This window comes from Actinomyces sp. zg296 (assembly GCF_009829695.1).
GTDB lineage: Bacteria > Actinomycetota > Actinomycetes > Actinomycetales > Actinomycetaceae > Actinomyces > Actinomyces marmotae.
This window is the reverse complement of the sequence record NZ_VWPG01000002.1, coordinates 425269-447240: the sequence shown is the minus strand read 5'-3', so window position 1 is coordinate 447240 and position 21972 is coordinate 425269. Positions and strand designations below refer to the sequence as shown.

Below are 21972 nucleotides of genomic sequence, written 5' to 3'. Positions count from 1 at the left end.
CTGGGCCTATGGCTATCTCCTCGCTGCGCCGCAAGATCACAGCGGCCCTCCTTCTCCCCACTGCCGCTCTCACCCTGACCGCCTGCGGTGGCAGCGTCGACTTCAAGATCCATGACGACGACACCTTCGACCTAACGATGACCGTGTGGGACAGCACGAACTCCGGAGCCCTGACGAAGGAATCCTGCTCGGAGGAAACGATGGCTGGCCAGGGATTCGGCAAGTCCGGTCTCCCGGAGGGGGTGAAGCCGACCTACACCTTCGGAGACAAGGACGGCAGTCCTTCGTGCACCATGGAGATGAAGGGCGTCAAGCTCAGTGACACGAAGTCAACCAACGGCGAGGGCATCAAGCACGAGGGCGACACGTACGTCTTCGACTGGGACGTGTCCAGCATGCGGGACAGCTCGCGGAGCACGCCTCCCGGAATCGCCGTCTCGGCCAATGTCACCTTCCCCGGCGAGGTGACCGAGCACTCCGGCAGTTCCACGGTTGATGGCACGAAGGTGACCTGGAAGAACATCCTGACCGAGTCCGACACCAAGCTGCACGCCGTCGGCAAGGACAAGGGCTCCGGCTCCTCCTCCGGTTCCTCCGACTCGAAGCTCGCGCTCATCCTGGGCATCGGCGGGGTCGTGGCCCTGCTCGTCATCGGTGGCATCGTGGCGGCGGTCGTCGCCTCCAAGAAGAAGAAGGCCGCGGCCTCGGCGCTGCCCTACGGCGCTCCCGCCGTTCCCGGCCAGCCCATGCAGCCCGGGTACGACCCCGCCGCCGGTTACGGCGCGGCGCAGCCCGGCTACCCGCAGCAGTACGGCCAGCCCGGGCAGCAGAACCACCAGCAGCCGCCCCAGCAGCCCTACGGCAATCAGTACTGAGACCGGTTGAGCGCGGCCAGGCTCTTGGGCCCGGCCACGCGATAGGAGCCCCCGGCATCCGCGGATGCCGGGGGCTCTGCCGTGTCGATCGGCCCGCGCTCGCGCGGCCGAAGCCGCGCGAGCGGGCGCCGTCAGCCGAGGAGCCGGTGGCGCACGATCGTCGCCTCGCGCCCGGCGCCCACGCCGATTGCCGACACGCGGCAGCCCGCCAGCTCCTCGATGCGCTCCACGTAATCCCGCGCGGGCCGGGGCAGGTCTGAGAACTCCCGGGCGCCCGTGATGTCCTCGGCCCAGCCGGGCATGACCTCGTAGATGGGCGTGGCGTGATGGAAGCCGGTCTGGGTCAGCGGCATCTCATCGGTCCGCTCACCGTCGACGTCGTAGGCCACGCAGATGGGGATCTCCTCGTGCCCGGTGAGGACATCGAGCTTGGTGAGGACGAGATCAGTCAGTCCGTTGACGCGCGCCGCGTACCGGGTGACGACGGCGTCGTGCCATCCGCAGCGGCGCGGGCGGCCCGTGGTCACCCCGAACTCCCCTCCCTCGGCGCGCAGGCGCTCGCCCGTGGCATCGGTGAGCTCGGTCGGGAAGGGGCCCTCCCCCACGCGCGTGGTGTAGGCCTTGGCAACGCCGATGACGGAGTCGATGCGCGTGGGGCCGACCCCTGTGCCGGTGCAGGCGCCGCCGGCGGTGGGGTTGGAGGAGGTGACGAAGGGGTAGGTGCCGTGGTCGATGTCGAGCATGGTGGCCTGGCCCGCCTCGAACAGGACGGTCTTGCCCGCGTCGAGGGCGTTGTTGAGCACGAGCGAGCAGTCGATGACCATGGGTCGCACGCGCTCGGCGTAGGACAGCAGCTCATCGGCGACCGCATCGGGGTCCACGGCTCCAGCCCCCAGGATCTTGGTGAGGACCCCGTTCTTCTGGTCGAGGGCGCCGCGCACCTTCTGGCGCAGGATCGACTCGTCGAACAGGTCCTGCACGCGCAGGCCCACGCGATTCATCTTGTCCGAGTAGGTCGGGCCGATGCCGCGCCCGGTGGTGCCGAGCTGGCGGTCACCGAGGTAGCGCTCGGTGGCCTGGTCCATGATGCGGTTGTAGGAGGGGATGAGGTGGGCGTTGGCCGAGATGCGCAGGGAGGAGGCGTCCTTGCCGCGCGCCTCGATGTCCGCGATCTCCGCGAAGAGGACCTCCAGGTCCACGACGACGCCATTGCCGATGATCGGGGTGACGCCCGGGGTGAGGACGCCCGCGGGAAGGAGGTGGAAGGCGAACTTCTCGCCGTCGATGACGACGGTGTGGCCGGCGTTGTTGCCACCATTGAACTTGACGACGTAGTCGACGTCCTGGCCGAACTGATCGGTCGCCTTGCCCTTCCCCTCATCGCCCCACTGGGCTCCAACGACGACAATGCCTGGCATGTCTCTCTCCTGTTGCTCTGAGGCGGGCAGGTGCGCGCGCCGCCGCCCAGGCTACCCGAGAGCCGGGCGCGCCGGGCCCGCCGATCAGTGCTCAGGCATCGGGCGCGCCGGCGGCCCGACGCAGGCGGTCGATCACGCCGCGCTGAACGAGGGCGATGAGGTAGGCCTGGAAGCCAACGCCGATGATGACCATGAACCAGGCCACGGCCGGCAGCGTCCTCGGCAGCGCGAGGGGCAAGGCGATCGGGGCCGCGGTGATGACCAGGCACAGGCCCGTGCGCCCGAGCGCCCCGACCGCCAGGCGCAGGGCGTTCCCCAGGTGACCGGAGGCCGTGTTGTCGAAGAAGGCCACCAGGGGCAGGAGCCAGGCGGCCACGCCGGCCAGGACGAGGGTAGCCGCCAGCACGAGGCCCGAGACGCCCGAGGCGAGGCGGGAGGCGCTTCCCGGGGGCGCGGCGCCCGGCCGCCCGCCCAGGACGACGAGCTCGACGGCGGCCAGCACGATGAGGGAGAGCATGGGCAGCCACCAGGCCAGCGAGCCGCGCAGATTGACGCGGAAGGAGCGCCACCAGGAGCGGACCGTGTAGACATCCTCCTCCCGCGCCATCTCCATGGTCACGCGGTGGCAGGCGACGAGGGCGGACCCCGCCGTCACCACGGGCAGGCACCCCAGAAGGGTGAGACCGTTGATGACGACGAGGTCCGCGGCCGCTGACCACGCCCTGTGGAAGGGCGAGTCGAACCGGAGGAGTCCGGCCACGTCAGCCCTTGACGGCGCCGGCGGCGACGCCCTCGATGATGTGCTTCTGGCTCACCAGGTAGAAGACGACGATCGGGATGATCGCCAGGACGAGCATGGCCATCTGCGCGCCCAGGTCCTTGTTCCCGTTGGAGCCGGTGAGCGCCTGGATGACGATCGGAATGGTCTTGTAGTTCTCGTCGTGGCCGATGACCAGGTAGGGCAGGAGGTAGTCGTTCCACACCCACATGGTGTTGAGGATGGCGACCGTGACCGCCGTCGGCTTGAGCAGCGGCATGACCACCCGGAAGTAGGTCTGCAGCGGCGAGCAGCCGTCCATGTAGGCGGCCTCCTCGATCTCCATGGGGATTGACTTGATGAACCCCGCGAAGAGGAACACGGACAGCGCCCCACCGAAGCCGAGGTAGAGCACGATCATTCCCCACGGGCTGGCCAGTCCGAGTAGATCGGCCACCTTGGAGGTGGGGAACATGACGAGCTGGAACGGGGCGATCATCGAGAAGGCGAAGACGTAGTAGATGACGGAGGTCCACCAGGTCTTCACCCGGGTGATGTAGTAGGCGGTCATCGCGGTCAGCAGGAGGATCACCGCGACCGAGCCCACCGTGATGAACAGCGACCAGCCGATGGCTTGCGCGAAGCCGTTGAGCTTCAGGCCGGAGGCGTAGTTGGTGAATCCGGAGAAGCGCTCACCCGTGGGCAGGGAGAAGGGGCTGTCAGAGATGTGGAAGCGGCCCTTGAAGGAGTTGATCAGGATGAAGACCAACGGGACCAGCCACACGAGCGACAGGATCGCCAGGAGGGCGGTGATGATCGACCTCCCCATGCTCCCGCTGGGCTCGGCGGCCCTCGCGCGGGCCGGGGCGGTGGTGGGCCGGACGGCGGTGCTGGCGGCGCTCATGCGTCGACCTCCTTGGCGCGGGTGACGCGCAGCTGAACGAGCGCGATCGCGGCGACGATGAGGAAGAAGATCACCGCGGCGGCCTGCGCCTGCCCCATCTGGTTGCGGGCGTGGTACATGGTGTTGTAGATGCTCAGGGCCGCCATCTCGGTCTTCTTGAGCGGGGCGCCGTTGGTCAGCGCCAGGTTCTGGTCGAACATCTTGAAGGTGTTCGCCAGGGTGAGGAACAGGCAGATGGTGATCGAGGGCATGACCATCGGGATGGTGACGTTGCGCAGCGTCGTCCACCCATTCGCCCCGTCGATCTGCGCGGCCTCGATGAGCTCGGGCGGAACGTTCTGCAGCCCCGCGATGTAGATGATCATCATGTAGCCCATGAGCTGCCAGTTCACCAGCAGGATGAGGCCGAGGAGGCCGAGGTGCCAGTCATTGACGATGGTCTGGCCCCAGTGCTTGAGGATAGCGTTGAGCATGACCTGCCAGGTGAATCCCAGGACGATGCCGCCGATGAGGTTGGGCATGAAGAACACCGAGCGGAAGAAGTTGGTGCCCTTGAGCTTGCGCGTCAGCAGGTAGGCCAGCGTGAAGGCCCCGAGGTTGACGGTGATGATGGAGATCACCGAGACGATGACCGTGAACCACAGCGCCGAGCCGAAGTCCGACTCAAGGACCTTGGAGTAGTTATCCAGGCCCACCCACTTGGCGTTCGTCAGGGTCTTGAACTTGGTGAAGGACAGGTAGAGCCCCATAAAGAACGGGACGAGGAAGGCGATGAGGAAGGCCAGGATCGTGGGTCCGGCGAATATCGGGAAGTACTTCTTGAGTGCGCTGTTCATGATTCCTCTTGCAGCGCCCGGCGACTCTGCCGGGCCGAATGGAGGCGGGAGGTGGGTGGCTCAGCCGACGGCGTCCAGCCGGGTGGCCGGGCGCCGTCGGCGGAGCATTGCCGCGAGGGCGGAGGATCAGGCCTTGGCCTTGCCCTCGGCCCAGCCCTTGACGAAGTAGTCCTTGACCGCGGTCCAGTCCTCCTTGCCGGAGGCGTACTGGGACAGGTGCTGGCCGAGCTGGTCCTTGAACTCCTGGCTCGGGAAGGTCGGGAACACCCAGTTGACGGGGGAGAGCTCTTTGTTGTTGAGGTAGGAGACGATCTCCTTGCCCAGCGGGTCAGCCGGGGTGAGACTGGAGAACGCCGAGTAGGGGGCCACTGAGACGACGGACTTGTCGACGAGCATCTTGGCGGCCTCGGCGTCGGTGAGGAGCCAGTTGAGGAAGTCCTTGGTGGCATCCTTGGCGGCATCGGGGGCCTCGGAGTTGATCGTCAGGTAGTTCTCAGTGCCCAGGGCGATGCCGTACTTCTCCTCGCCCTCGACGCCCACGTAGATGGGCAGGAAGTGGATGTCCTCCTGCTTGACGGTGTTGCCCGCGACCTCGGAGATCTGGGACCAGGCCCAGTTGCCGTTCTGCACGAAGGCGCACTTGCCGAGCGCGAACTCGGACATGGAGTCGGTGACGGCCTTCGCGGAGGCCTCCGTGGGGGCGATGGTGGAGTTGTTGAGGTAGAGGTCGAAGATCTGCTTGTAGTTCTCCGAGTAGGTGAGCTTGAGGTCCTTCGAATCGGTGGCACCCAGGTCGCGCAGCTCGTAGAAGACGGGGTAGTTCGCCAGGTGGGTCTGGAAGCGCCAGTCCTCGCCCGGGGAGAGCGAGGTGGCGGCGAAGGCGCCGCTGATGCCGAGCTCGTCCTTCTTGGCCTGGATGTCCTCAACGACCTCCTTGAGCTTGGCGAAGCCCTTGATCTCGCCGACGCTCGCGGCCTTGGCGCCGTCCATGGCGAAGTACTTGTCGAGGATGGCCTTGTTGTAGATGATGCCGTAGCCCTCAGTGGCCAGCGGGACGCCGTAGATCTTGCCGTCGTCGCCCTTGAGGGCGAGCGAGTTGTCCGTGAGGGCCCTGGCGGCGGCGGTGTCGCTCAGGTCGGTCGCGTAATCCTTCCAGTTGGCCAGGCCGACCGGGCCGTTGATGTTGAACAGGGTGGGCGGGGCGGACTTGGCGACCTCGGAGGTCAGGGTCTCCTCGTACTTGCCGGCGGCGGCGGTGACGACCTTGACCTCAACTCCGGTCTTGGCCTTGTAGGCCTCGGCGATGGCCTTGAAGGCCTCCTCGGCCTCGGGCTTGAAGTTGAGGAAGTAGACACCGCCCTTGCCAGAGGAACCGGACTCACCGCAGGCTGCCAGGGTTGCAGCAACAGCGAGCGCGGCGGAGCCACAGAGCATGGAGCGGCGGGAAACGAGTCGCATGAGGTCCTCCTTTGGACAAGACAACCGCGTGGGCGAGGAAAGCCCCGCGTGAGCGACTGCCCGCTCGACGAGCCCGGGGTAGGTCCGATGTCGCGGGCGACACCCCATCATTGCACATCCTGCCCCCCTTGCTGCAAGTCTTTCAGGCCAGATATCGCCGCGCCGCGGCTCAGCAAGGGGCTCGGGCCCCTGGCCCGCGGCGGAGCGGCGCGGCCCCGATGCCGCATGGGCATCGGGGCCGCCTGTCATCCGGATGGGAGCGTCAGCCGGGTGACGCGCTCACATCCAGCGCTCCGCGCGGTTGGTCAGCGCTTGGCGGAGCCGACGGAGCCGAGGCGCTCGCAGGCCTCGACGACGCGGGCGGCCATGCCGTTCTCAGCGGCCTTGCCCCAGGCGCGCGGGTCGTAGGTCTTCTTGTTGCCGACCTCGCCGTCGATCTTGAGGACGCCGTCGTAGTTCTTCAGCATCCAGTCGGCCACCGGACGGGTGTAGGCGTACTGGGTGTCGGTGTCGACGTTCATCTTGATGACGCCGTTGCGCACCGCGGTGGCGATCTCCTCGTCGGTGGAGCCGGAGCCGCCGTGCATGACGAGGTCGAAGGGGGAGTCCTGGGTGCCGACCTTGGTGGACAGGCGGTCGCCGAGGCGCTTCGCGACGTCGTCCTGGATCTCGCCGAGGATCTCCGGGCGGAGCTTGACGTGGCCGGGCTTGTAGGCGCCGTGGACGTTGCCGAAGGTGAGGGCGGTGATGTAGCGGCCGTTCTCACCCAGGCCCAGGGCCTCGATGGCGCGCCAGGCGTCGTCGGCCGTGGTGTAGAGGTTGGCGTTCTCCTCGCCCTTGATGCCGTCCTCCTCGCCACCGACGGCGCCGATCTCGATCTCGAGGACGACGTTGGCGGCCTTGGCGCGGGCGAGCATGTCGACGGCGATCTCGATGTTGTCGTCGAGGGACTCGGCGGAGCCGTCCCACATGTGGGAGTTGAACATCGGGAGCTCACCGCGCTTGACCTGCTCGGCCTCGATCTCCAGGAGCGGGATGATCCAGGGCTCGAGCATCGCCTTGGGGCAGTGGTCGGTGTGCAGGCCGATCTGGACCGGGTAGAGGTCGCCGACGGCGCGGGCGTAGGCGGCGAAGGCGATCGAGCCCTTCACCTTGTCGGCGCGGGAGGAGCCGGACCAGTAGGCGGCGCCGCCGTTGGAGATCTGAACGATGCCGTCCGACTCAGCGTCGGCAAAACCCTTCAGGGCGGCGGAGAGAGTCTGGGAGGAGGTGACGTTGATGGCGGGGATGGCGTACTTGCCAGCCTTCGCGCGATCAAGCATGTCCGCGTACGACTCCGGGGTAGCGATGGCCACTGGGTGCCTCCTGGGTGAGATGTGGCAATGGTGCGGCACTGATTCTTCCACGGATCAGGTCGATCGGGTACCGGGCGATGGTCCCGGGACCCCTGCTCACTCCGACTCGGGCGCGGCAGCGCGGCAGCCCGGTAGCACCGGCGGATGCGCGGTCAGTCGGGCGCGGGACCGCCGTGCTGGAGGACCCAGGCATGCATCGCCACGGCGGCGGCCGCCGCGACGTTGATCGACCGGGTGGAGCCGTACTGGCCGATCCGGTGGAGGCGGGAGCAGCCCGCGAGGAGCTGCTCGCTGATGCCCTGGCCCTCCGACCCGAAGATCATGAGGCAGCGCTCGGGGAGGCGCGCCTGCTCCAACGGCGTCGAGCCGGGGCCGTTGTCGATGGCGATCGGCTCATAGCCCTCGGCGATCGCCCAGGCGAGGAGGCCCTCCGGTCCGGGGTGGTGGCGCACGTCGAGGTAGCGGTCAGTGACCATAGCGCCGCGACGGTTCCAGCGGCGCCGCCCCACGATATGGATGCCGGAGACGTTGAAGGCGTTGGCGCTGCGCACGATGGAACCGATATTGAGGTCCTGGCTGACGTTCTCGATGGCCACCTGGAGCGGGTGGGCGCGGGAGGCGAGGTCGGCGCGGACGGCCTCCACCCTCCAGTACCGGTAGCGATCGACGACGTTGCGCCGGTCCCCCTCGCGCAGGAGCTCGGGGTCGTAACGGGGGTCCTTGGGCCAGGCGCCCTCTCCCCCGGGCCAGGGCCCGACGCCGACCTCCCGGTCATCCGCCGGCCGGTCCTCCTCAGGCGGCATGCCAGCCCAGTAGTCGCTCCCGCCGGGACCGTATGCCTCTTGAACATCATCAGTCACGGCGCTGCGTCCCACGTTGTCTTTGCTTCTCCCACAGGTCGTCGACGATCTGGTCGTAACCCGTCGGGGCGGACGTGACGGTCGTGCTTCCTCAAGGTGGCCAGTGCCTCGTGTGCCTGGTTCCTGTCGAGCCCGTGAGAGTCGACCGCCTCATCGTCGTCGTCGCGCTCTTCCTGCGCGGGCAGGCCGAGCACCCAGCAGAGCGATGCTTGGGGAGCCTTTCCGTCCGCGACCGCACGGCGCAGCCCCGTGACAACCCGCTCAGGGAACCGACGGCGAGCGGAGTACTGCACACGCGCAGACACATCGGCAGGCGACGCCACCGATGATGCGAGCGAGTTCCTCAGCAGCACTGCCGTCGATCTGGCCAACGCCGAGCGCGCTTCGTCGCCGGGCGTCACACGCAGGTACCTCAGTCTGACCTCCAGGGCTTGGGTGGACACTCCAAACTCCCAGCACAACTGGGCGACGGTCGCGGCCGTCGCCCGCCCCCAGTCAACGGAACCGACACGCTCCACGGGCATGAGCAGGTCGGCCGCGAAGGCATTCGCCATGTCCTCGGCCTCCTGACCGCCCAATGAGGACGCACCCTCGACGAGGAAGTGACCGAGCTCATGGGCGAGGGTGAAGTTGCTCCGGTACCAGTGCTCCGTCGCAGCGACGACGATGACCTTGTGCCCCCCGAGAGTCAGCGAGCACCCGTCCTCGGACAGCGGGACAACGATCACCTCGACTCCGAGGGCGTCCTCGACCCGGTCGTAGAAGCAGGAGACGAAGCCCTCCCCCAGGGCAGAGCGAGCCTCAGCCGCAGCCCGCTGGACGCTCAGGCCGCTCACGCCGAATGCACCTGCCGGTAGACCAGGGCGATGTCCTCAAGCACCCGCCGATCAGCAGAGGGATCACACGAATAGGTGCCCGTGGGCCGGTCATAACTGTGGCGCGCAGCCGCGCGGACCTCGAAGGGATCCGCCTCACCGGTGACGAGCCAGTGCATCGTGAGGCCAAGATGCTCGGCGATGAGCGCCGCCTCGATCGATGACAAGGAGCGAGTCCCGGCGAGGGCCTTGGACATCGCCGACTCGCTCAGACCGACGGCGGCAGCCAGAGCCGCCTGAGTCTGGCCGCGCTCAGCCAACGTCTCCTTGATGCGCGTACCGATGGAGCCCATACTCTCAAGCGTACCCGCGAGTTTCGATTATCGAAAGATGGGGCGAAGACGGAGTACGCCACATCAGCCTGGCGAACCCGGGCGTCCAGTCCACGAGCAGAGCGCACGATGACAAGCACTCGTGGACTGGACCGCGAGCTCAGCCCAGCCCGAGGTCGCTCAGGCCCAGAGCGGCGTGGTAGGGCACGCCGGCGGCCTCGATGCGCTCGCGGGCACCGGTCGCGCGGTCAACGACGACGGCGACGGCAAGCACCTCAGCACCGGCCTCGCGCAGGGCCTCCACGGCCTCCAGCGGGGAGCCACCGGTGGTGGAGGTGTCCTCCAGGACGACAACGCGGCGCCCCTCCACACCCGGGCCCTCGATGCGGCGCTTCATGCCGTGGTCCTTGGCGGCCTTGCGCACGACGAAGGCGTCGAGCTCAAGGCCGCGCGAGGCGGCCGCGTGAAGCATGGCGGTGGCCACCGGGTCCGCCCCCATGGTCAGGCCGCCGACGGCGTCGTAGTCCTCGGTGGTCAGGCCCGCCTCCTCGAGCACATCGAGCATGACGTGGCCGATGAGGGGGGCGGCCTCATGGTGAAGGGTGGCGCGGCGCATGTCCACGTAGAAATCAGAGGTCAGGCCGGAGGCGAGAGTGACGGCGCCTCGCACAACGGCGAGTTCGCCGACGAGCTCGGCCAGGCGGGCGCGCTGAGGGTCATTGGTGCTCACACCCCAAGGTTAGACGATCCGGGTCCCGGCCTCCCGTCTGGGCGGCCGGGACCCGGATGGGGCCTGGGCTCAGGAGAGCGCGGCGATCGCGGCCTCGTAGTCGGGCTCCTGCGCGACCTCGGGGACCTGCTCGGCGTGGAGAACCGTGCCCTGGGGGTCCAGGACGACGACGGCGCGTGAGAGCAGCCCAGCCATGGGAGAGTCGGCGATGGTCACGCCGTAGTCGTGGCCGAAGGTGGAACGGAAGCTCGAGGCGGTGACGACGTTCTCGATTCCCTCGGCGCCGCAGAAACGGGCGTGCGCGAAGGGGAGGTCCGCCGAGACGCACAGGACGGTGGTGTTGCCCAAGGAGGCGGCGCGCTTGTTGAACTCGCGCACGCTGGAGGCGCACACGCCGGTGTCAATGGACGGGAAGATGTTGAGCACGAGGCGCTTGCCGCGCAGAGACTCGCTCGTCACCGGGGCGAGGTCGGCGCCGACGAGCTCGAAGGCGGGAGCCTCGGCCCCCACGGCGGGCAGGGTTCCGGTAGTCGTGATGAGGTCTCCATGAAGGGTGATCTGAGCCATGCCGCCATCATGGCAGGACCATCGTCCTTCATCGAGCCCAGTCCGCCTACCGCGAACCGGCGCGCATCGGCCCCACCGGGGCGGGGCCGCCCACCGGGGCGGTGGCAGCGGGCGTGAGCACGCTCAGTACTGGGTGGCCGCCGAGGCGTGCCCGGCGACACGGCGCACGAACCATCTCGGCGCCAGCCTCAACGCCGCGTTGCCCACCTGGTAACGGGCCGACGGCGTGCAGATGACCTGGCCCCGGCGCACCGCCGCGAGCGCGGCGCGGGCGACGTCGGCGGCGTCGAGCCACATGACCTCGGGCCAGTGGGAGCCATCCATGCCGGCGCGGTCGTGGAACTCGGTACGGGTCAGACCGGGATTGACGACGGTGGCGGTCACCCCGGTGCCCACCAGTTCGGAGGCGATCCCCTCAGTGAAGGTCCGCACCCAGGCCTTGTGAGCGGCGTAGGTCCCCATGGCTGTCAGTGCGGTCATGCTGGCGATGTTGAGGATGGCGCCGTGCCCGCGCCGCACCATGCCGGGAAGGGCCTGGTGGGTGAGGGTCATAACGGCGCCGACCATGACGTCGAGGGCGCGCCTCTCCTGGCCCAGGTCGCCGCCGACGAAGGCCTGGCCAACGGCGAACCCGGCATTGTTGACGAGCAGGTCGATGGGACGGGCCGCCACCTGCTCGGCGCTGTGCACGCCCTGCGCCCCGACGACGGCGCCGGTCACGCCGTCCCGCAGGCGAGAAGCCACGCGCTCGAGGTCCTCGGGGACGGAGAGGTCGGCCTCGATCACCTGGACACCGACGCCCGCTGCCTGGTGGATCTCCTCGGCGACGGCGGCGAGCCGTGCCGCGTCCCTGGCCACGAGCACGAGGTCATGATGGGCCTCGGCGAGTTGCCAGGCGAGCTCCAGTCCGATGCCCGATGTGCCTCCGGTGATGAGTGCGGTTCCCATGACATCAGGCTAGCGCCAGGGCCCGCCGTGCCCGGGAAGGGAGCGCCGCGCGCCCCACCCGGGGTCAGGGCCGCGCTCCGGCCGGTAGCCTCCTTCCATGCGCATCGCCACATGGAACGTCAACTCGATCCGCACCCGAGTCGATCGGGTCGTGGGCGTACTGGAGCGCCACGGCGTCGATGCCCTCGCCATGCAGGAGATCAAGTGCCGCCCGGATCAGTTCCCGCGCGAGCCCTTCGAGGCGGCGGGCTACGAGCTCGCCATCCACGGCCTGAACCAGTGGAACGGGGTGGCGATCGCCTCGCGCGTGGGCCTGACCGACGTCGCCGAGTCCTTCGCCGGGCAGCCGGCCTGGGCCGCGAGTGAGGGCGCTGAGGCGGTTGTAGAGGCGCGGGCCCTGGGGGCGACCGTCGGCGAGGCACTGGGGGATGGGGCGCCGGTGCGCCTGTGGAGCCTGTACGTTCCCAACGGGCGCGAGCTGGACCACCCGCACTACGCCTACAAGCTCGCCTGGCTGGCCGCCCTGAGGGATGAGGTCGCCTCCCAGCTCGCAGCCGATCCCTCCCTCCCACTGGCACTGGTCGGCGACTGGAACGTGGCGCCCCGCGACGAGGACGTGTGGGACATGGCCGCCTTCGAGGGAGCCACGCATGTCTCGGCCCCCGAGCGGGAGGCCTTCGGCTCCTTCGAGGCGCTGGGGATGGTGGAGGCCACGCGCGAGCGCGTCACGAACTACACCTACTGGGACTACCAGAGGCTGCGCTTCCCCAGGAACGAGGGGATGCGCATCGATTTCGTCTACGGCTCCCCCGCTTTCGAGGCGCGGGTGGCGGGCGCGCTCATCGACCGCGATGAGCGCAAGGGCAAGGGCGCCTCCGACCACGTGCCGGTCATCGTGGATGTGGATTGACCGGGCGGGCCGGGCGCCGTACTGGCCGAGGCCTCGCGGCCCACGAGCGCCAGCACATCGGATTAGGCTCGTGGCATGAGCGCCGCGACACCCCTTCCAACTGAGTCATCGGCCCCCTCCGCCGCGCCGTCGACATCCACCGCGCCCGGGGCCCTGCGCGAGCCGATGACGGCCCCCGTGCGCAACGCGACCATTGACGCGCTCCTGGCGCACCGCACGATCCGCGCCTTCACGGACGAGCCGGTGGGCGAGGAGGTCATGCGGACCCTGCTGAGCGTCGCGCGGGCCTCGGCCACGTCCTCCTACTTCCAGCAGGCGACCATCATCCGCGTGCGCGACGCCGTCGTGCGCGAGGCCGTCCACGCCGCCTCCGGGCAGCCCTACGTGGGAGGGGATCGCGGTGAGCTGCTGGTGCTCGTCGTCGACCTGCACCGCAACGCCGTCATCCGTGAGCGCGCCGGGGCCTCGCTGGAGCCCCTGGAGCGCGCCCACGCCTTCCTCCAGGGATGCCAGGACACGATGATCGCCGCACAGTCCATGGTGGCGGCCGCGGAGTCCCTGGGCCTGGGCACCTGCTACCTCGGCTCGATACTCGGCGATCCCGCCGGGCTCATCGCCGCCCTGGGGCTGCCCGAGCGGACCTTCCCCCTCCTCGGGCTCCTCGTGGGCCACCCGGCGCAGGAGCCGCAGTACAAGCCGCGCCTGCCGGAGCGGATCACCGTCGGCATCGACTCCTATCCCCCGCTGGAGGAGCACGACGCCGAGCTGGCCGCCTACGATGAGCGCGTCACCGAGTACTACGACCTTCGGGACGCCTCGCGCCGCGTGGACAGTTTCACTGAGCAGATCGCGCGGGCGGTCGGGCAGGGGCGGGCCGCGCAGGCCCCGATCCTCGACGTCCTGCACCGCCAGCGGCTCTGCCTCCACTGAGGCGGATGAGGAGGCGCAGATGATCAACGACTTGCTCCCCGCCCTGGGGCTGTTCGACTTCCCGACGGCGCTGGTCGTCACCGAAGGCGACCGGGTCATCGCCGAAGCGGGCGAGATCGACACCGTCTTCCCCCTCGCCTCTGTGACCAAGCCGATCGTCGCCTGGTCGGCGCTCATCGCCGTCGAGCGCGGCATGCTCGGCCTCGACGAACCCGCCGGCGAGGGACTGGACGGCGCGACGATCCGCCACCTGCTCGCCCACGCCAGCGGCGTCGCCCCCGACTCCGGCGAGGTGCTCGCCGCCCCCGGCACGCGGCGTATCTACTCCAACCGGGGCATCGAGGTCCTGGGGCGTCGCCTCACCGAGGCCACGGCCACGGACCTGGAGGCCTGGGTGGAAACCACCGTGCTGGAGCCCCTGGGCATGGCCAGCGTGCTCATCCCCGGCTCACCGGCGCATTCGGGGCAGGGCAACGCCCGCGACCTGTCGGTCTTCGCCCGTGAGCTCGCCGCCCCCCGCCTGCTCAGGGCCGGGCTCGCCGAGCGGGCATGCGCCCCCGTCTACCCCGGCCTGGCCGGCGTCCTGCCCGGATACGGGAGGCAGAGCCCCAACCTCTTCGGCCTGGGGGTGGAGATCCGGGGTGACAAGCGGCCGCACTGGACCGGCATGGGGAACTCGCCCGCGACCTTCGGGCATTTCGGGCAGTCGGGCTCCTTCATCTGGGTGGACCCGGTGGCCGGGCGCCAGGCGGTCTTCCTCGGCGAGCGCCCCTTCGGTCAGACGCACCGGAGCGCCTGGACCGCGCTCAACGACCAGATCCTCGCCCTCCCATAGGCGCGAGACCGGTCGAAAATAGGAGCGAGACCGGTTCGCGGACCGGTCTCGCTCCTATTTTCGACCGGTCTCGATGAAAGGGGGCGGGGCGGGGGCGGATAGCATGCGGGGGATGTCCAGTTCCGCCTCCGCCCGACCGCTAGGGCCGGGCTACGCCGTCGTGGACCTGGAGACCACGGGCCTATCCCCCAGCGCGGACGCGATCCTGGAGATCAGCCTCGTCCACCTCAACGCACGCGGCGGGATCGAGGGCGCTTGGACCTCCCTGGTGGACCCCGGACCGGGCCCCGACGGGACCCGCGAGGTCGGACCGACCTTCATTCACGGCCTGACCAGTTCAGATGTGATCGGGGCGCCACGGATCGCCGATCTGGCGGACCTCATCGCCCGGGACCTCGCCGGCAGGGTCGTCGTGGCGCACAACGCCCGATTCGACCTCGGCTTCCTCAGCCACGCGCTGGGCAGTCTTGGCATCCTCGACGCCGACGCGCCCATCCCCCAGGTCTGCACCATGCGCCGCGCCCGGGACTATCTCACGACGCCGTCGCGCCGCCTCACCGCCTGCTGCGAAGCGGCCGGCGTCCCCCTCGCGGCGCATCACACGGCGCTCGACGACGCCCTGGCCTGCGCTGGCCTGCTGCGCCACTACCTGGCGGTAAGCCGCGAGCGCGGGCAGGACCGCCCCGCTTGGGGGGAGGCCCTGGACGCGGCCGCGGCCTTCACCGGCCTGCGCTGGGATGACCAGCGAGCCGACGCCGCCCGCTCGCGCCTGGCGATGAGGGGCCGGACGCGGGCCGCCGCGCCTGACCCCACCGACGCCATCCGCGCCCACTAGCGCGGGCAGGACGCGCCACTCGGGGTCACCAGCGCCACTCGGGGGCATCAGCGCCACTGGGCGCCACGCGTCGGGGCCCGCGCGGAGACTGGGAGTCCCCAGCCCCGCGCGGGCCCCGATCAGGCACCGCCGGAAACGGTCAGCCGCGCCAGGCCCCCGTGACGGGGTCCATGTAGTAGCGGCTCGGGCCGACCGTGATCCAACCGGTGGCCATGGCGCCATTGGCCCGCAGGTAGTACCAGGAGCCGTCCTCCTGGAGCCAGCCGGTGGTCATCGCCCCGCTGGCGCCCAGGTGGTACCAGGTGCCGGCCAGGCGGAGCCAGCCGGTGGTCATCGCCCCGCTGGCGCCCAGGTGGTACCACTTCCCACCGTCCTTGGCCCAGCCGGTGACCATGGCGCCGTTGTCCTGGAGGAGGTACCAGGCGCCGCCGTCCTTGACCCACCCCGTGGCCATCGTCCCGTCGGCCCGCAGGTAGTACCAGGCGGCACCATCCTTGAGCCAACCGGTCACGAGGTTGCCCTCAGCATCGCGGTAGCGCCAGTTGCCGCCATCCTGCTCCCAGCCGGCCTTCGGGGCGGGAGGCGCCTCGGGCTTCGGCTCCGGGCTCGGGGCGTCCTTGAGGGCGGGGCAGTCGCTGCCCAGCCAGGCCAGGGAGAAGTTGCGGTAGGTGATCCTCTTGTTGATGACGTCCTCACTGAGCAGGCCCAGCGATCCGTCGCGCTGCACGGCCAGCGTCGTGTAGCCGACATACTCCTTGCGGAAGAGCTTGTGCGTCCAGGTGGCGCCGTCGTCGCAGGACAGCGAGAGCGTGCCCTGATCACGATTCCCGGTCTGGTTCGGGGAGTTGGTGAACAGGAGGACCTTGGCGCGATCCGTGCCGGGGGCGGCATTGGGGAAGGCGCGGATGATCTGGCCGTTGTTCATGGCATCCGGCAGGTTCTTGTCCGAGACCGGCTCGGACCAGGTCTGGCCGCCATCGGTGGAGGTGGCCACCTTGCGGAGCCTGGCGCCAGCGGACGGGCGGGAGTTCATCATGAGCCGGCCATCGGAGAGCTCGACGACCTTGTTCTCATCCATGCCGGTGCCGACAGGGGTTCCGGCCTTCCAGGTGGCGCCGTGGTCGTCGGAGTAGACGGAGACAGCCCGCTGCTGGAAGGAGCCCGGGGTGCCCGAGCGGATGGTGAACTGCTGGACGAGGCGTCCCTTGTGCTCGCCGTGCTGAATCTGGATCCCCTGGCCGGAGGCGGCGAAGCGGGAGTACCAGGAGGGGTCGTTCGTGATGTCCGAGGTGATGACGCGGTGAGTCCAGGTGTGGCCGTTGTCCGTGGAGGTGGAGACCTCGGCCTGGATGACGTTGCGGGCCTGCGCGTCAGTGCCGGGCCGGGAGGCCACGAAGCCGACGTCGTAGGACTTCACGTGGAAGTTGAAGATCGTCCCCGTGGCCGAGTCGACGACGTAGGAGGGGTCGGAGTACCCGACGCGGGTCTGCTTCGACGCCGTCTCACCCTTGTGGATGTAGGTGGGCGCGCCCCAGGTCTTGCCGCCGTCGGTGGAACGGCGCTGGACGATGCTGTTCGGGTTGGGGGAATCGCCCCCGGAGGCGTCCCAGCCAGTGATCGGCCGCCGGTCGTAGGCCATGAGGAGGTCACCGTTGGGCGCGGTGGTGATCGCGGGGATGCGGACATTGTTCTTGACAGTGCCCGTGGCCACCGCGGTGCCGTCGCTCATCGAGGCGGGCAGCGACGTCGAGGCGTCCGGGAGGGGCGCGGGCTCAGCCTTGGGGAAGTCGCCCTTCTCCTCCTCGGGCTCCTGCGGGTCCTCGGGAAGGTCCTTCCCAGGAGGGGCGGGCTTGATGGGGACGGTGGCTCCGCGGATGGTCTCCGGGGTGTTGAGGACCGCTCCCTTGTAGGCGGGCTGCTGCATCTTGTAGGAGATCTCCGGGGTGAAGGAGCCCCTGTCGAGATCCTCCTGCGTGACGGTGTGGGTGGCGAAGCCCACACAGTCCGCCTTACTCGCCTGGGCCTCGATGCGGGTCCACCGGCACTTCTGGACATCTCCGCCCAGATTGGTCTTGTCGACCGAGAAGGAACGGGCCTCAGCGTCCAGGTTGGTCACCCGGATGTCGAACATGAGGGTGCTTCCGACGCGGTAGAGTCCGTTCGGCGGGGCTCCGGCCTGGGTGATAGCGATGTCCATGCGGCCATCGGCGGTCTTGGCCGCCTGCGCCGTCGGGGCGATGGTGAGCCCGGTGAGCGCGATGACACCGGCTCCCAGGATCGCTGGGATACGGAGGTGATGAGTTCTCATAGGGGATCCGTTCAGTGCTCGGCAACGTTGCCTGGGGTCTTAGCGGACGGGAGTGTCAGACGTCTGACAATCACGACGATAACGCCCAGATATGGATCGATGTCAAATCAGCAACGCCTATGGCAACCGCACAGGTCAACCGGCATCAGGAATAACCGTCTCGCGTGGACGACCTGATACGGCTTCGGCTCCCTCAGAGGATGTCGAGGCCGACGAGGAAGCCGTCCTCGTCGACGATGACGCCTCCCGACTCGCGGGCGATCGTGGCGGCCACGCGCTCGATGAGCGAGCGCGCCGCGGTGCGCTCGCGGCGGCGCGTGCGGCTGAGGGTGAGGGCGTGGGCGTCCGCGATGTCGACGGGCCGCCAGACCACTGAGGTGACGACGACGCCGTCGACGGCCCAGGGCTCCCCCCGCACGGCGATCGGCAGCTCGTTCGTCCCCTCGACGCGGACCTCGATGCCGCCCCAGCCGGGGGCCGCCGCATCGATCGGGGCGACGACGGCGTAGCCCTCGCGGTACTCGACGAGCTCCTCGCCGGCGGCCAGGGCCTCGGCCTCCTCGCGCTCGGCCTGGGCCCGCTCGCGCTCCGTGCGCCGCCAGACCGCGTCGAGGACGTCGGCACCGATGGTCTCGGTGAGGCGCTCCAGGTCGTCGTGGGACAGGGCGTCGAAGCCGACCGCGCCACCCGGGGCGGAGGTCTCCAGGGCGGGCACGGCGCCCGGGGCGATGGGGTCGAGGAGGGCGGCCAGCGCGTCGGGGGCGATCCACACCGGCGCGTAGATGGCGAGCATGACCGAGGACTCCGGGTCCGGGATCACCAGGGTGATGCGGGCATTCCCATCGTCGGGAGAGGTGTCGACCAGGCGGATGGCGCCGGCCAGGCGGCGGGCGATGGCGCGCAGGTGGATGAGGGCGACGAGTTCGGCGCCGGTGGGCATGGCCGTGGGGAAGGCGTCGGCCATCGGGTCCACGCCGGCGAGCTCGGGGGGCAGCGCGCCGGCGCGCTGGGGGGCGCATTCCAGGAGCATGACCTGGGCGACCCAGTCGGGCAGGCCCAGAATCCGGCGCATGTCGCCGTCCAGGGGCCACGGTCCGTGCAACTCCGCGCCCGGGGAGAGCTGGAGGCGGGAGGCCCCGACCCAGCCGGCGCGCTCGTCCAGGGACAGGGCGAGGGCCTCGATCTCCTCCACGGCGACGTCGTCGGCCAGGAGGAGCAGGTGACGGGAGTCCACGAGGCCGACCGGCAGCATGGAGGTAGCCGTGAAGGTAGTGGTGTCGACGGGCAGGGAGACCGCCAGGTCCCCCGAGGAGGCGCTCATTCGGACGCCTCGACGGGAAGGCCGGCGTCCTCGATGCGCAGGCGGTCGAAACTCAGATGCGAGCGGGAGGCCGTGGGCCCCCGCTGCCCCTGGTAGCGCGAGCCGCGCGCGCCCGAGCCGTAGGGGGCCTCGGCGGGACTGGACAGTCGGAAGAAGCAGAGCTGGCCGATCTTCATCCCGGGCCACAACTTGATCGGCATGGTCGCCGTGTTGCTGAGCTCCAGCGTGACATGGCCGGTGAAGCCGGGGTCGATGAAGCCGGCGGTGGAGTGTGTGAGCAGCCCGAGGCGCCCGAGGCTGGACTTGCCCTCCAGGCGGGCGGCGACGTCGTCGGGCAGGGTGACGCGCTCGTAGGTGGCGCCCAGGACGAACTCGCCAGGGTGCAGGACAAAGGGCTCGTCGGGGCCGACGTCGATGAGGTGGGTGAGCCCATCCTGCTCGATCGCGGGGTCGATGACCGGGTAGCGATGGTTGTCGAAGAGCCGGAAGGAGCGATCCAGCCGGACGTCGATGGACGCGGGCTGGATCAACTCCGGGTCGCAGGGGTCGAGGACCACGCGGCCGGCGTCGAGCTGGGCACGGATGTCACGGTCGGAGAGGAGCACGGGACGATTGTGCCAGGCGCGGCCGCCGGCCGCGGCCGGCAGGCTGTCGCCGAGACCAGCCATGGCCGTTCCGATCACTCAGTTCGACAGCGGCACGCCCTGCGCATCCACGCCCCAAGGCCGGGCGCCCGGCGCCGAGCACAGGATGATGATGCCCTCGATGAGACCCCAGATGCCTGAGATGAAGGAGAAGATACCGAAGGACAGGATCGTGATGAGTAGTTGGGCAAGGGCCTTGCCGGTGTGCCCGAGGTAGAAGTTGTGGATGCCGAAGGCGCCCAGGAAGATGCCGAGCAGGCCTGCGGCCACCTTCGACTTCTGGTTGTGCCCGTAGGCGACCTGGGGCGCAATCGGCTGGCCGACGTACGGGCCCTGGGAGGCGGGAGCCTGGTAGCCCTGCGCCGGGTACGCGCCTGTGCCCGAATAGGGTGCTGGCTGCCGGGCACCAGGGCCCGACCCCTCAGCGAGTGTGGCGTCGCCAGCAAAAGCATTGGGATCGCTCATCGGGAGTACCTTCCATCAGACGTTGGGGAGCGAGGCCGACCGTAGGCGGGCCGCCCCGAACAATAACCGACTCGCCTCGGCCCTCCCGGCAACGATGCCCCTCAGGCATGGCGGACATCTGGCATGAAGGGGATGAGCGGCAGGGCGCTCGCCCGGCGTTTCCACATGGGCGCAGCAATGGGGTATGCTGCTCCCGCGCGCCTGGTGGTGAGCATCTGCGGATGTAGTTCAATGGTAGAACCTCAGCTTCCCAAGCTGATAGCGCGGGTTCGATTCCCGTCATCCGCTCCACGTGGAGGAGTCCGCGGCACCGTCCCACGGTGCCGCGGACTCCTTCGTGCCTGCCGTTCCCAACCGCGCCACCCATCACGCCGGGCCCGAGGGGCGGACGCCTCGGCCCGAGGGGCGGACCCGCCGGGCCGAGCGCCAACTGGCCGCGATCAGCGCCGACGCCGAGATCCCCGCAGCGCCAGGAGCGCCAGCCCGGCGACGAGCGCGCCGTTGGTGAGCGCCCCCTGGAGCTTCTGGGAGCGCTTGGCGCCCTCCTCCTTCCAGAAGGCATGGCCCTGAGCGGTGGTGGGGAGGAGGGACAGGATGAGGCCGCCCGCGGCGCAGCGCACCCCCACGCCCGTCACCAGCGCGGCGCCTCCCACCATCATCGCCCCGCCGTTGAGCAGGACGAGGTCCCTCCCCGTGACCTCGCGGCCGAGGAGGGCCTGGGCGGTCGGCCCGGCGGAGGCGTTGAGGGCCTCGGCGATCGGCTCGGCCTGGTGGGCGAGGGCGTCCGCGCCGCCGACCTGGGCCCAGCCCCCGTGGATGAAGGGCCCGGCGAGGAGGGCGCGGATGACAAGCGGTGCGCGGGACATGGTCGGGACTCCTTTCAACCGGGCCAATCGGGGAAAATAGATCAGCAGGGTCAAGTGTGCCACCACCCGGCGGTCCGCGCGGCCTGGCCATCGGCGCGGCTCGATCCGGTCCCGCCGGATCGCCCTGGCCCGCGCTCCGCGGACCGCTCTTGGGCGCCAGCGCCCCGGCGCTCGGGCCAACGGGCCAGCAAGCCGCTCACGCCCACCCGGCGCTGCGCGCCAGGCCCCAGGCGGACCACGCCGTAGCGCCGGCGATCACCAGCCACCAGGTGCCCAGCCAGAACCAGCCCGGCAGGTGGGTGAGCCCGGCCAGTGAGCCGTGGTCCTGATGTGGGTCGCGGCTGGCGGCGACGTCGCGCAGCGCGTCCCAGGCGCCCAGGAGGAGCACCAGGCCGGCCCCCGCCGTCAGGGCGTCGCGGGGCGCGAGGGCCAGCGGGCCCGCCCACACGACGCTGGAGCCCGCCCACCACAGCGCGGTGGTGGCGGCAATGATGAGCAGGACGAGCCCGAGAGTGCGCGCCGAGCGGGACTTGATGAGCAGCACGAGCTCGGCGATGAGGGCGAGGGTGAGGATCGGGCCAACCCAGCCGCCCAGTGCCGCATGTACGAGGAGGCAGCCGATGAGCGCGGGCGCGGGATAGCCCGCCCACGCGGTGGCGATCCTGCCCGGACCCCGGCCGCGCCCGCTGGTGATCGCCCGGCCCCCGAGCCCGGCGTCCACGGTGAAGCCCTCGAAGCGGCGGCCGACGAGGAGTCCGACGCCGGCGTGCCCGGCCTCGTGGATGACGGTCACCGCCGCGCGCCCCCAGCGCCGCGCCGTCGGCACGGCTAGGACGAGGACGAGCAGGAGGATCCCCGGCCATACCGCCGCCGGGTCCGGCGCGGTGGACGGGAGGATGCGGTCAACGGCGTCCAGGAGGAGCCCACTGGGTGTCACGGTGGGATTGTGCCCCATGCGCTCATGCGCGCCCTGCGCGCTCCGGGAAGGGCGCGGCCGGGGCTC

Annotated in this window: 23 protein-coding genes and 1 tRNA gene; 6 read left to right on the top strand and 18 right to left on the bottom strand. The window is 69.8% G+C overall.

Features of this window, described 5'->3' with window-relative positions:
• The first annotated feature begins 8 nt into the window (after positions 1 to 8).
• Entirely contained in the window at positions 9 to 875 is an 867-nt protein-coding gene (locus GVV76_RS02265) for an LppM family (lipo)protein (protein ID WP_159522836.1), read from the top strand.
• Positions 876 to 1006: 131 nt separating this feature from the next.
• On the opposite strand, the gene GVV76_RS02260 is transcribed toward GVV76_RS02265, so the two are convergent.
• From GVV76_RS02260 to GVV76_RS02205, 12 genes are all read right to left on the bottom strand, one after another.
• Positions 1007 to 2293: an adenylosuccinate synthase gene (locus GVV76_RS02260; RefSeq protein WP_159624615.1), complete on the bottom strand. Its 1287-nt coding sequence runs from the start codon at positions 2291 to 2293 to the stop codon at positions 1007 to 1009.
• A 91-nt stretch (positions 2294 to 2384) separates the two neighbouring features.
• Positions 2385 to 3053, bottom strand: a complete 669-nt coding sequence (locus GVV76_RS02255) for a DUF624 domain-containing protein (RefSeq protein WP_159624613.1) — start codon at positions 3051 to 3053, stop codon at positions 2385 to 2387.
• Position 3054: 1 nt separating this feature from the next.
• Positions 3055 to 3954 carry a carbohydrate ABC transporter permease gene (locus GVV76_RS02250; protein WP_159522830.1) on the bottom strand — a complete coding sequence of 300 codons (900 nt, stop codon included), beginning with the start codon at positions 3952 to 3954 and terminating at the stop codon, positions 3055 to 3057.
• Positions 3951 to 4790 (bottom strand): carbohydrate ABC transporter permease, encoded by an 840-nt coding sequence (locus GVV76_RS02245; RefSeq protein WP_159522828.1) that lies wholly within the window; start codon positions 4788 to 4790, stop codon positions 3951 to 3953. Before GVV76_RS02245 ends, GVV76_RS02250 begins: the two co-directional genes overlap by 4 nt.
• 126 nt (positions 4791 to 4916) lie before the next feature.
• Positions 4917 to 6248, bottom strand: a complete 1332-nt coding sequence (locus GVV76_RS02240) for an ABC transporter substrate-binding protein (protein ID WP_159522826.1) — start codon at positions 6246 to 6248, stop codon at positions 4917 to 4919.
• A gap of 305 nt (positions 6249 to 6553) precedes the next feature.
• Complete coding sequence (fbaA, locus tag GVV76_RS02235; RefSeq protein ID WP_159522824.1) at positions 6554 to 7603, bottom strand: class II fructose-bisphosphate aldolase; 1050 nt, start codon at positions 7601 to 7603, stop codon at positions 6554 to 6556.
• A 152-nt stretch (positions 7604 to 7755) separates the two neighbouring features.
• Positions 7756 to 8406, bottom strand: a complete 651-nt coding sequence (locus tag GVV76_RS02230) for a TrmH family RNA methyltransferase (RefSeq protein ID WP_159624611.1) — start codon at positions 8404 to 8406, stop codon at positions 7756 to 7758.
• A 53-nt stretch (positions 8407 to 8459) separates the two neighbouring features.
• Positions 8460 to 9299 carry an ImmA/IrrE family metallo-endopeptidase gene (locus tag GVV76_RS02225; protein ID WP_159624609.1) on the bottom strand — a complete coding sequence of 280 codons (840 nt, stop codon included), beginning with the start codon at positions 9297 to 9299 and terminating at the stop codon, positions 8460 to 8462.
• The gene (locus GVV76_RS02220; protein WP_159624607.1) at positions 9296 to 9631 is read right to left on the bottom strand and encodes a helix-turn-helix transcriptional regulator; all 336 of its coding nucleotides are present in this window, start codon (positions 9629 to 9631) and stop codon (positions 9296 to 9298) included. Before GVV76_RS02220 ends, GVV76_RS02225 begins: the two co-directional genes overlap by 4 nt.
• A gap of 139 nt (positions 9632 to 9770) precedes the next feature.
• The gene (gene pyrE, locus GVV76_RS02215) at positions 9771 to 10340 is read right to left on the bottom strand and encodes an orotate phosphoribosyltransferase (RefSeq protein WP_159624605.1); all 570 of its coding nucleotides are present in this window, start codon (positions 10338 to 10340) and stop codon (positions 9771 to 9773) included.
• A gap of 69 nt (positions 10341 to 10409) precedes the next feature.
• Positions 10410 to 10907, bottom strand: coding sequence for a thiol peroxidase (tpx, locus tag GVV76_RS02210; RefSeq protein ID WP_159522814.1), 498 nt, complete (start codon positions 10905 to 10907; stop codon positions 10410 to 10412).
• A 123-nt stretch (positions 10908 to 11030) separates the two neighbouring features.
• The gene (locus GVV76_RS02205; protein WP_159522812.1) at positions 11031 to 11855 is read right to left on the bottom strand and encodes an SDR family NAD(P)-dependent oxidoreductase; all 825 of its coding nucleotides are present in this window, start codon (positions 11853 to 11855) and stop codon (positions 11031 to 11033) included.
• A gap of 97 nt (positions 11856 to 11952) precedes the next feature.
• Here GVV76_RS02205 and GVV76_RS02200 point away from each other — a divergent pair, with 97 nt between their 5' ends.
• The 4 genes from GVV76_RS02200 to GVV76_RS02185 all read left to right on the top strand — a co-directional run bounded on the left by GVV76_RS02200 (position 11953) and on the right by GVV76_RS02185 (position 15365).
• Positions 11953 to 12765: an exodeoxyribonuclease III gene (locus GVV76_RS02200; protein WP_159522810.1), complete on the top strand. Its 813-nt coding sequence runs from the start codon at positions 11953 to 11955 to the stop codon at positions 12763 to 12765.
• A 165-nt stretch (positions 12766 to 12930) separates the two neighbouring features.
• Positions 12931 to 13695, top strand: coding sequence for a nitroreductase family protein (locus tag GVV76_RS02195; protein ID WP_159624714.1), 765 nt, complete (start codon positions 12931 to 12933; stop codon positions 13693 to 13695).
• A 19-nt stretch (positions 13696 to 13714) separates the two neighbouring features.
• Positions 13715 to 14530: a serine hydrolase domain-containing protein gene (locus GVV76_RS02190; protein ID WP_159624603.1), complete on the top strand. Its 816-nt coding sequence runs from the start codon at positions 13715 to 13717 to the stop codon at positions 14528 to 14530.
• A 112-nt stretch (positions 14531 to 14642) separates the two neighbouring features.
• Positions 14643 to 15365, top strand: a complete 723-nt coding sequence (locus tag GVV76_RS02185; protein ID WP_236263155.1) for a 3'-5' exonuclease — start codon at positions 14643 to 14645, stop codon at positions 15363 to 15365.
• Between the two features lie 139 nt (positions 15366 to 15504).
• Here GVV76_RS02185 and GVV76_RS02180 read toward each other — a convergent pair whose 3' ends face one another.
• The 4 genes from GVV76_RS02180 to GVV76_RS02165 all read right to left on the bottom strand — a co-directional run bounded on the left by GVV76_RS02180 (position 15505) and on the right by GVV76_RS02165 (position 20103).
• Positions 15505 to 17673 carry a sialidase family protein gene (locus tag GVV76_RS02180; protein ID WP_159624598.1) on the bottom strand — a complete coding sequence of 723 codons (2169 nt, stop codon included), beginning with the start codon at positions 17671 to 17673 and terminating at the stop codon, positions 15505 to 15507.
• 193 nt (positions 17674 to 17866) lie between these two features.
• On the bottom strand, positions 17867 to 18994 hold the full coding sequence (locus GVV76_RS02175; RefSeq protein ID WP_159624596.1) for a hypothetical protein: 1128 nt from the start codon (positions 18992 to 18994) through the stop codon (positions 17867 to 17869).
• Positions 18991 to 19599, bottom strand: coding sequence for a dCTP deaminase (gene dcd / locus GVV76_RS02170; RefSeq protein ID WP_159522800.1), 609 nt, complete (start codon positions 19597 to 19599; stop codon positions 18991 to 18993). The genes GVV76_RS02175 and dcd overlap by 4 nt, the downstream gene beginning before the upstream one ends.
• Before the next feature lie 78 nt (positions 19600 to 19677).
• On the bottom strand, positions 19678 to 20103 hold the full coding sequence (locus tag GVV76_RS02165) for a TM2 domain-containing protein (RefSeq protein WP_159624594.1): 426 nt from the start codon (positions 20101 to 20103) through the stop codon (positions 19678 to 19680).
• A gap of 217 nt (positions 20104 to 20320) precedes the next feature.
• Between GVV76_RS02165 and GVV76_RS02160 the strand changes: the two genes are divergently transcribed.
• Positions 20321 to 20394: transfer RNA gene (locus GVV76_RS02160), tRNA-Gly, on the top strand.
• A 149-nt stretch (positions 20395 to 20543) separates the two neighbouring features.
• Here GVV76_RS02160 and GVV76_RS02155 read toward each other — a convergent pair.
• The gene (locus GVV76_RS02155) at positions 20544 to 20969 is read right to left on the bottom strand and encodes a DoxX family membrane protein (RefSeq protein ID WP_159522796.1); all 426 of its coding nucleotides are present in this window, start codon (positions 20967 to 20969) and stop codon (positions 20544 to 20546) included.
• A 196-nt stretch (positions 20970 to 21165) separates the two neighbouring features.
• Positions 21166 to 21906 carry a M50 family metallopeptidase gene (locus tag GVV76_RS02150; protein WP_236263154.1) on the bottom strand — a complete coding sequence of 247 codons (741 nt, stop codon included), beginning with the start codon at positions 21904 to 21906 and terminating at the stop codon, positions 21166 to 21168.
• Positions 21907 to 21972: the final 66 nt, after the last annotated feature.

What these genes read in the sequence shown, in the direction of transcription:
- GVV76_RS02260 (WP_159624615.1), bottom strand. Translation starts at nt 2,293, where the DNA reads ATGCCAGGCATTGTCGTCGTTGGAGCCCAGTGGGGCGATGAGGGGAAG.
- GVV76_RS02265 (WP_159522836.1), top strand. Translation starts at nt 9, where the DNA reads ATGGCTATCTCCTCGCTGCGCCGCAAGATCACAGCGGCCCTCCTTCTC.
- GVV76_RS02205 (WP_159522812.1), bottom strand. Translation starts at nt 11,855, where the DNA reads ATGGGAACCGCACTCATCACCGGAGGCACATCGGGCATCGGACTGGAG.
- GVV76_RS02175 (WP_159624596.1), bottom strand. Translation starts at nt 18,994, where the DNA reads ATGAGCGCCTCCTCGGGGGACCTGGCGGTCTCCCTGCCCGTCGACACC.
- GVV76_RS02200 (WP_159522810.1), top strand. Translation starts at nt 11,953, where the DNA reads ATGCGCATCGCCACATGGAACGTCAACTCGATCCGCACCCGAGTCGAT.
- GVV76_RS02220 (WP_159624607.1), bottom strand. Translation starts at nt 9,631, where the DNA reads ATGGGCTCCATCGGTACGCGCATCAAGGAGACGTTGGCTGAGCGCGGC.
- GVV76_RS02250 (WP_159522830.1), bottom strand. Translation starts at nt 3,954, where the DNA reads ATGAGCGCCGCCAGCACCGCCGTCCGGCCCACCACCGCCCCGGCCCGC.
- GVV76_RS02240 (WP_159522826.1), bottom strand. Translation starts at nt 6,248, where the DNA reads ATGCGACTCGTTTCCCGCCGCTCCATGCTCTGTGGCTCCGCCGCGCTC.
- GVV76_RS02230 (WP_159624611.1), bottom strand. Translation starts at nt 8,406, where the DNA reads ATGCCGCCTGAGGAGGACCGGCCGGCGGATGACCGGGAGGTCGGCGTC.
- GVV76_RS02245 (WP_159522828.1), bottom strand. Translation starts at nt 4,790, where the DNA reads ATGAACAGCGCACTCAAGAAGTACTTCCCGATATTCGCCGGACCCACG.
- GVV76_RS02165 (WP_159624594.1), bottom strand. Translation starts at nt 20,103, where the DNA reads ATGAGCGATCCCAATGCTTTTGCTGGCGACGCCACACTCGCTGAGGGG.
- GVV76_RS02185 (WP_236263155.1), top strand. Translation starts at nt 14,643, where the DNA reads ATGTCCAGTTCCGCCTCCGCCCGACCGCTAGGGCCGGGCTACGCCGTC.
- GVV76_RS02155 (WP_159522796.1), bottom strand. Translation starts at nt 20,969, where the DNA reads ATGTCCCGCGCACCGCTTGTCATCCGCGCCCTCCTCGCCGGGCCCTTC.
- GVV76_RS02190 (WP_159624603.1), top strand. Translation starts at nt 13,715, where the DNA reads ATGATCAACGACTTGCTCCCCGCCCTGGGGCTGTTCGACTTCCCGACG.
- GVV76_RS02195 (WP_159624714.1), top strand. Translation starts at nt 12,931, where the DNA reads ATGACGGCCCCCGTGCGCAACGCGACCATTGACGCGCTCCTGGCGCAC.
- GVV76_RS02180 (WP_159624598.1), bottom strand. Translation starts at nt 17,673, where the DNA reads ATGAGAACTCATCACCTCCGTATCCCAGCGATCCTGGGAGCCGGTGTC.
- tpx (WP_159522814.1), bottom strand. Translation starts at nt 10,907, where the DNA reads ATGGCTCAGATCACCCTTCATGGAGACCTCATCACGACTACCGGAACC.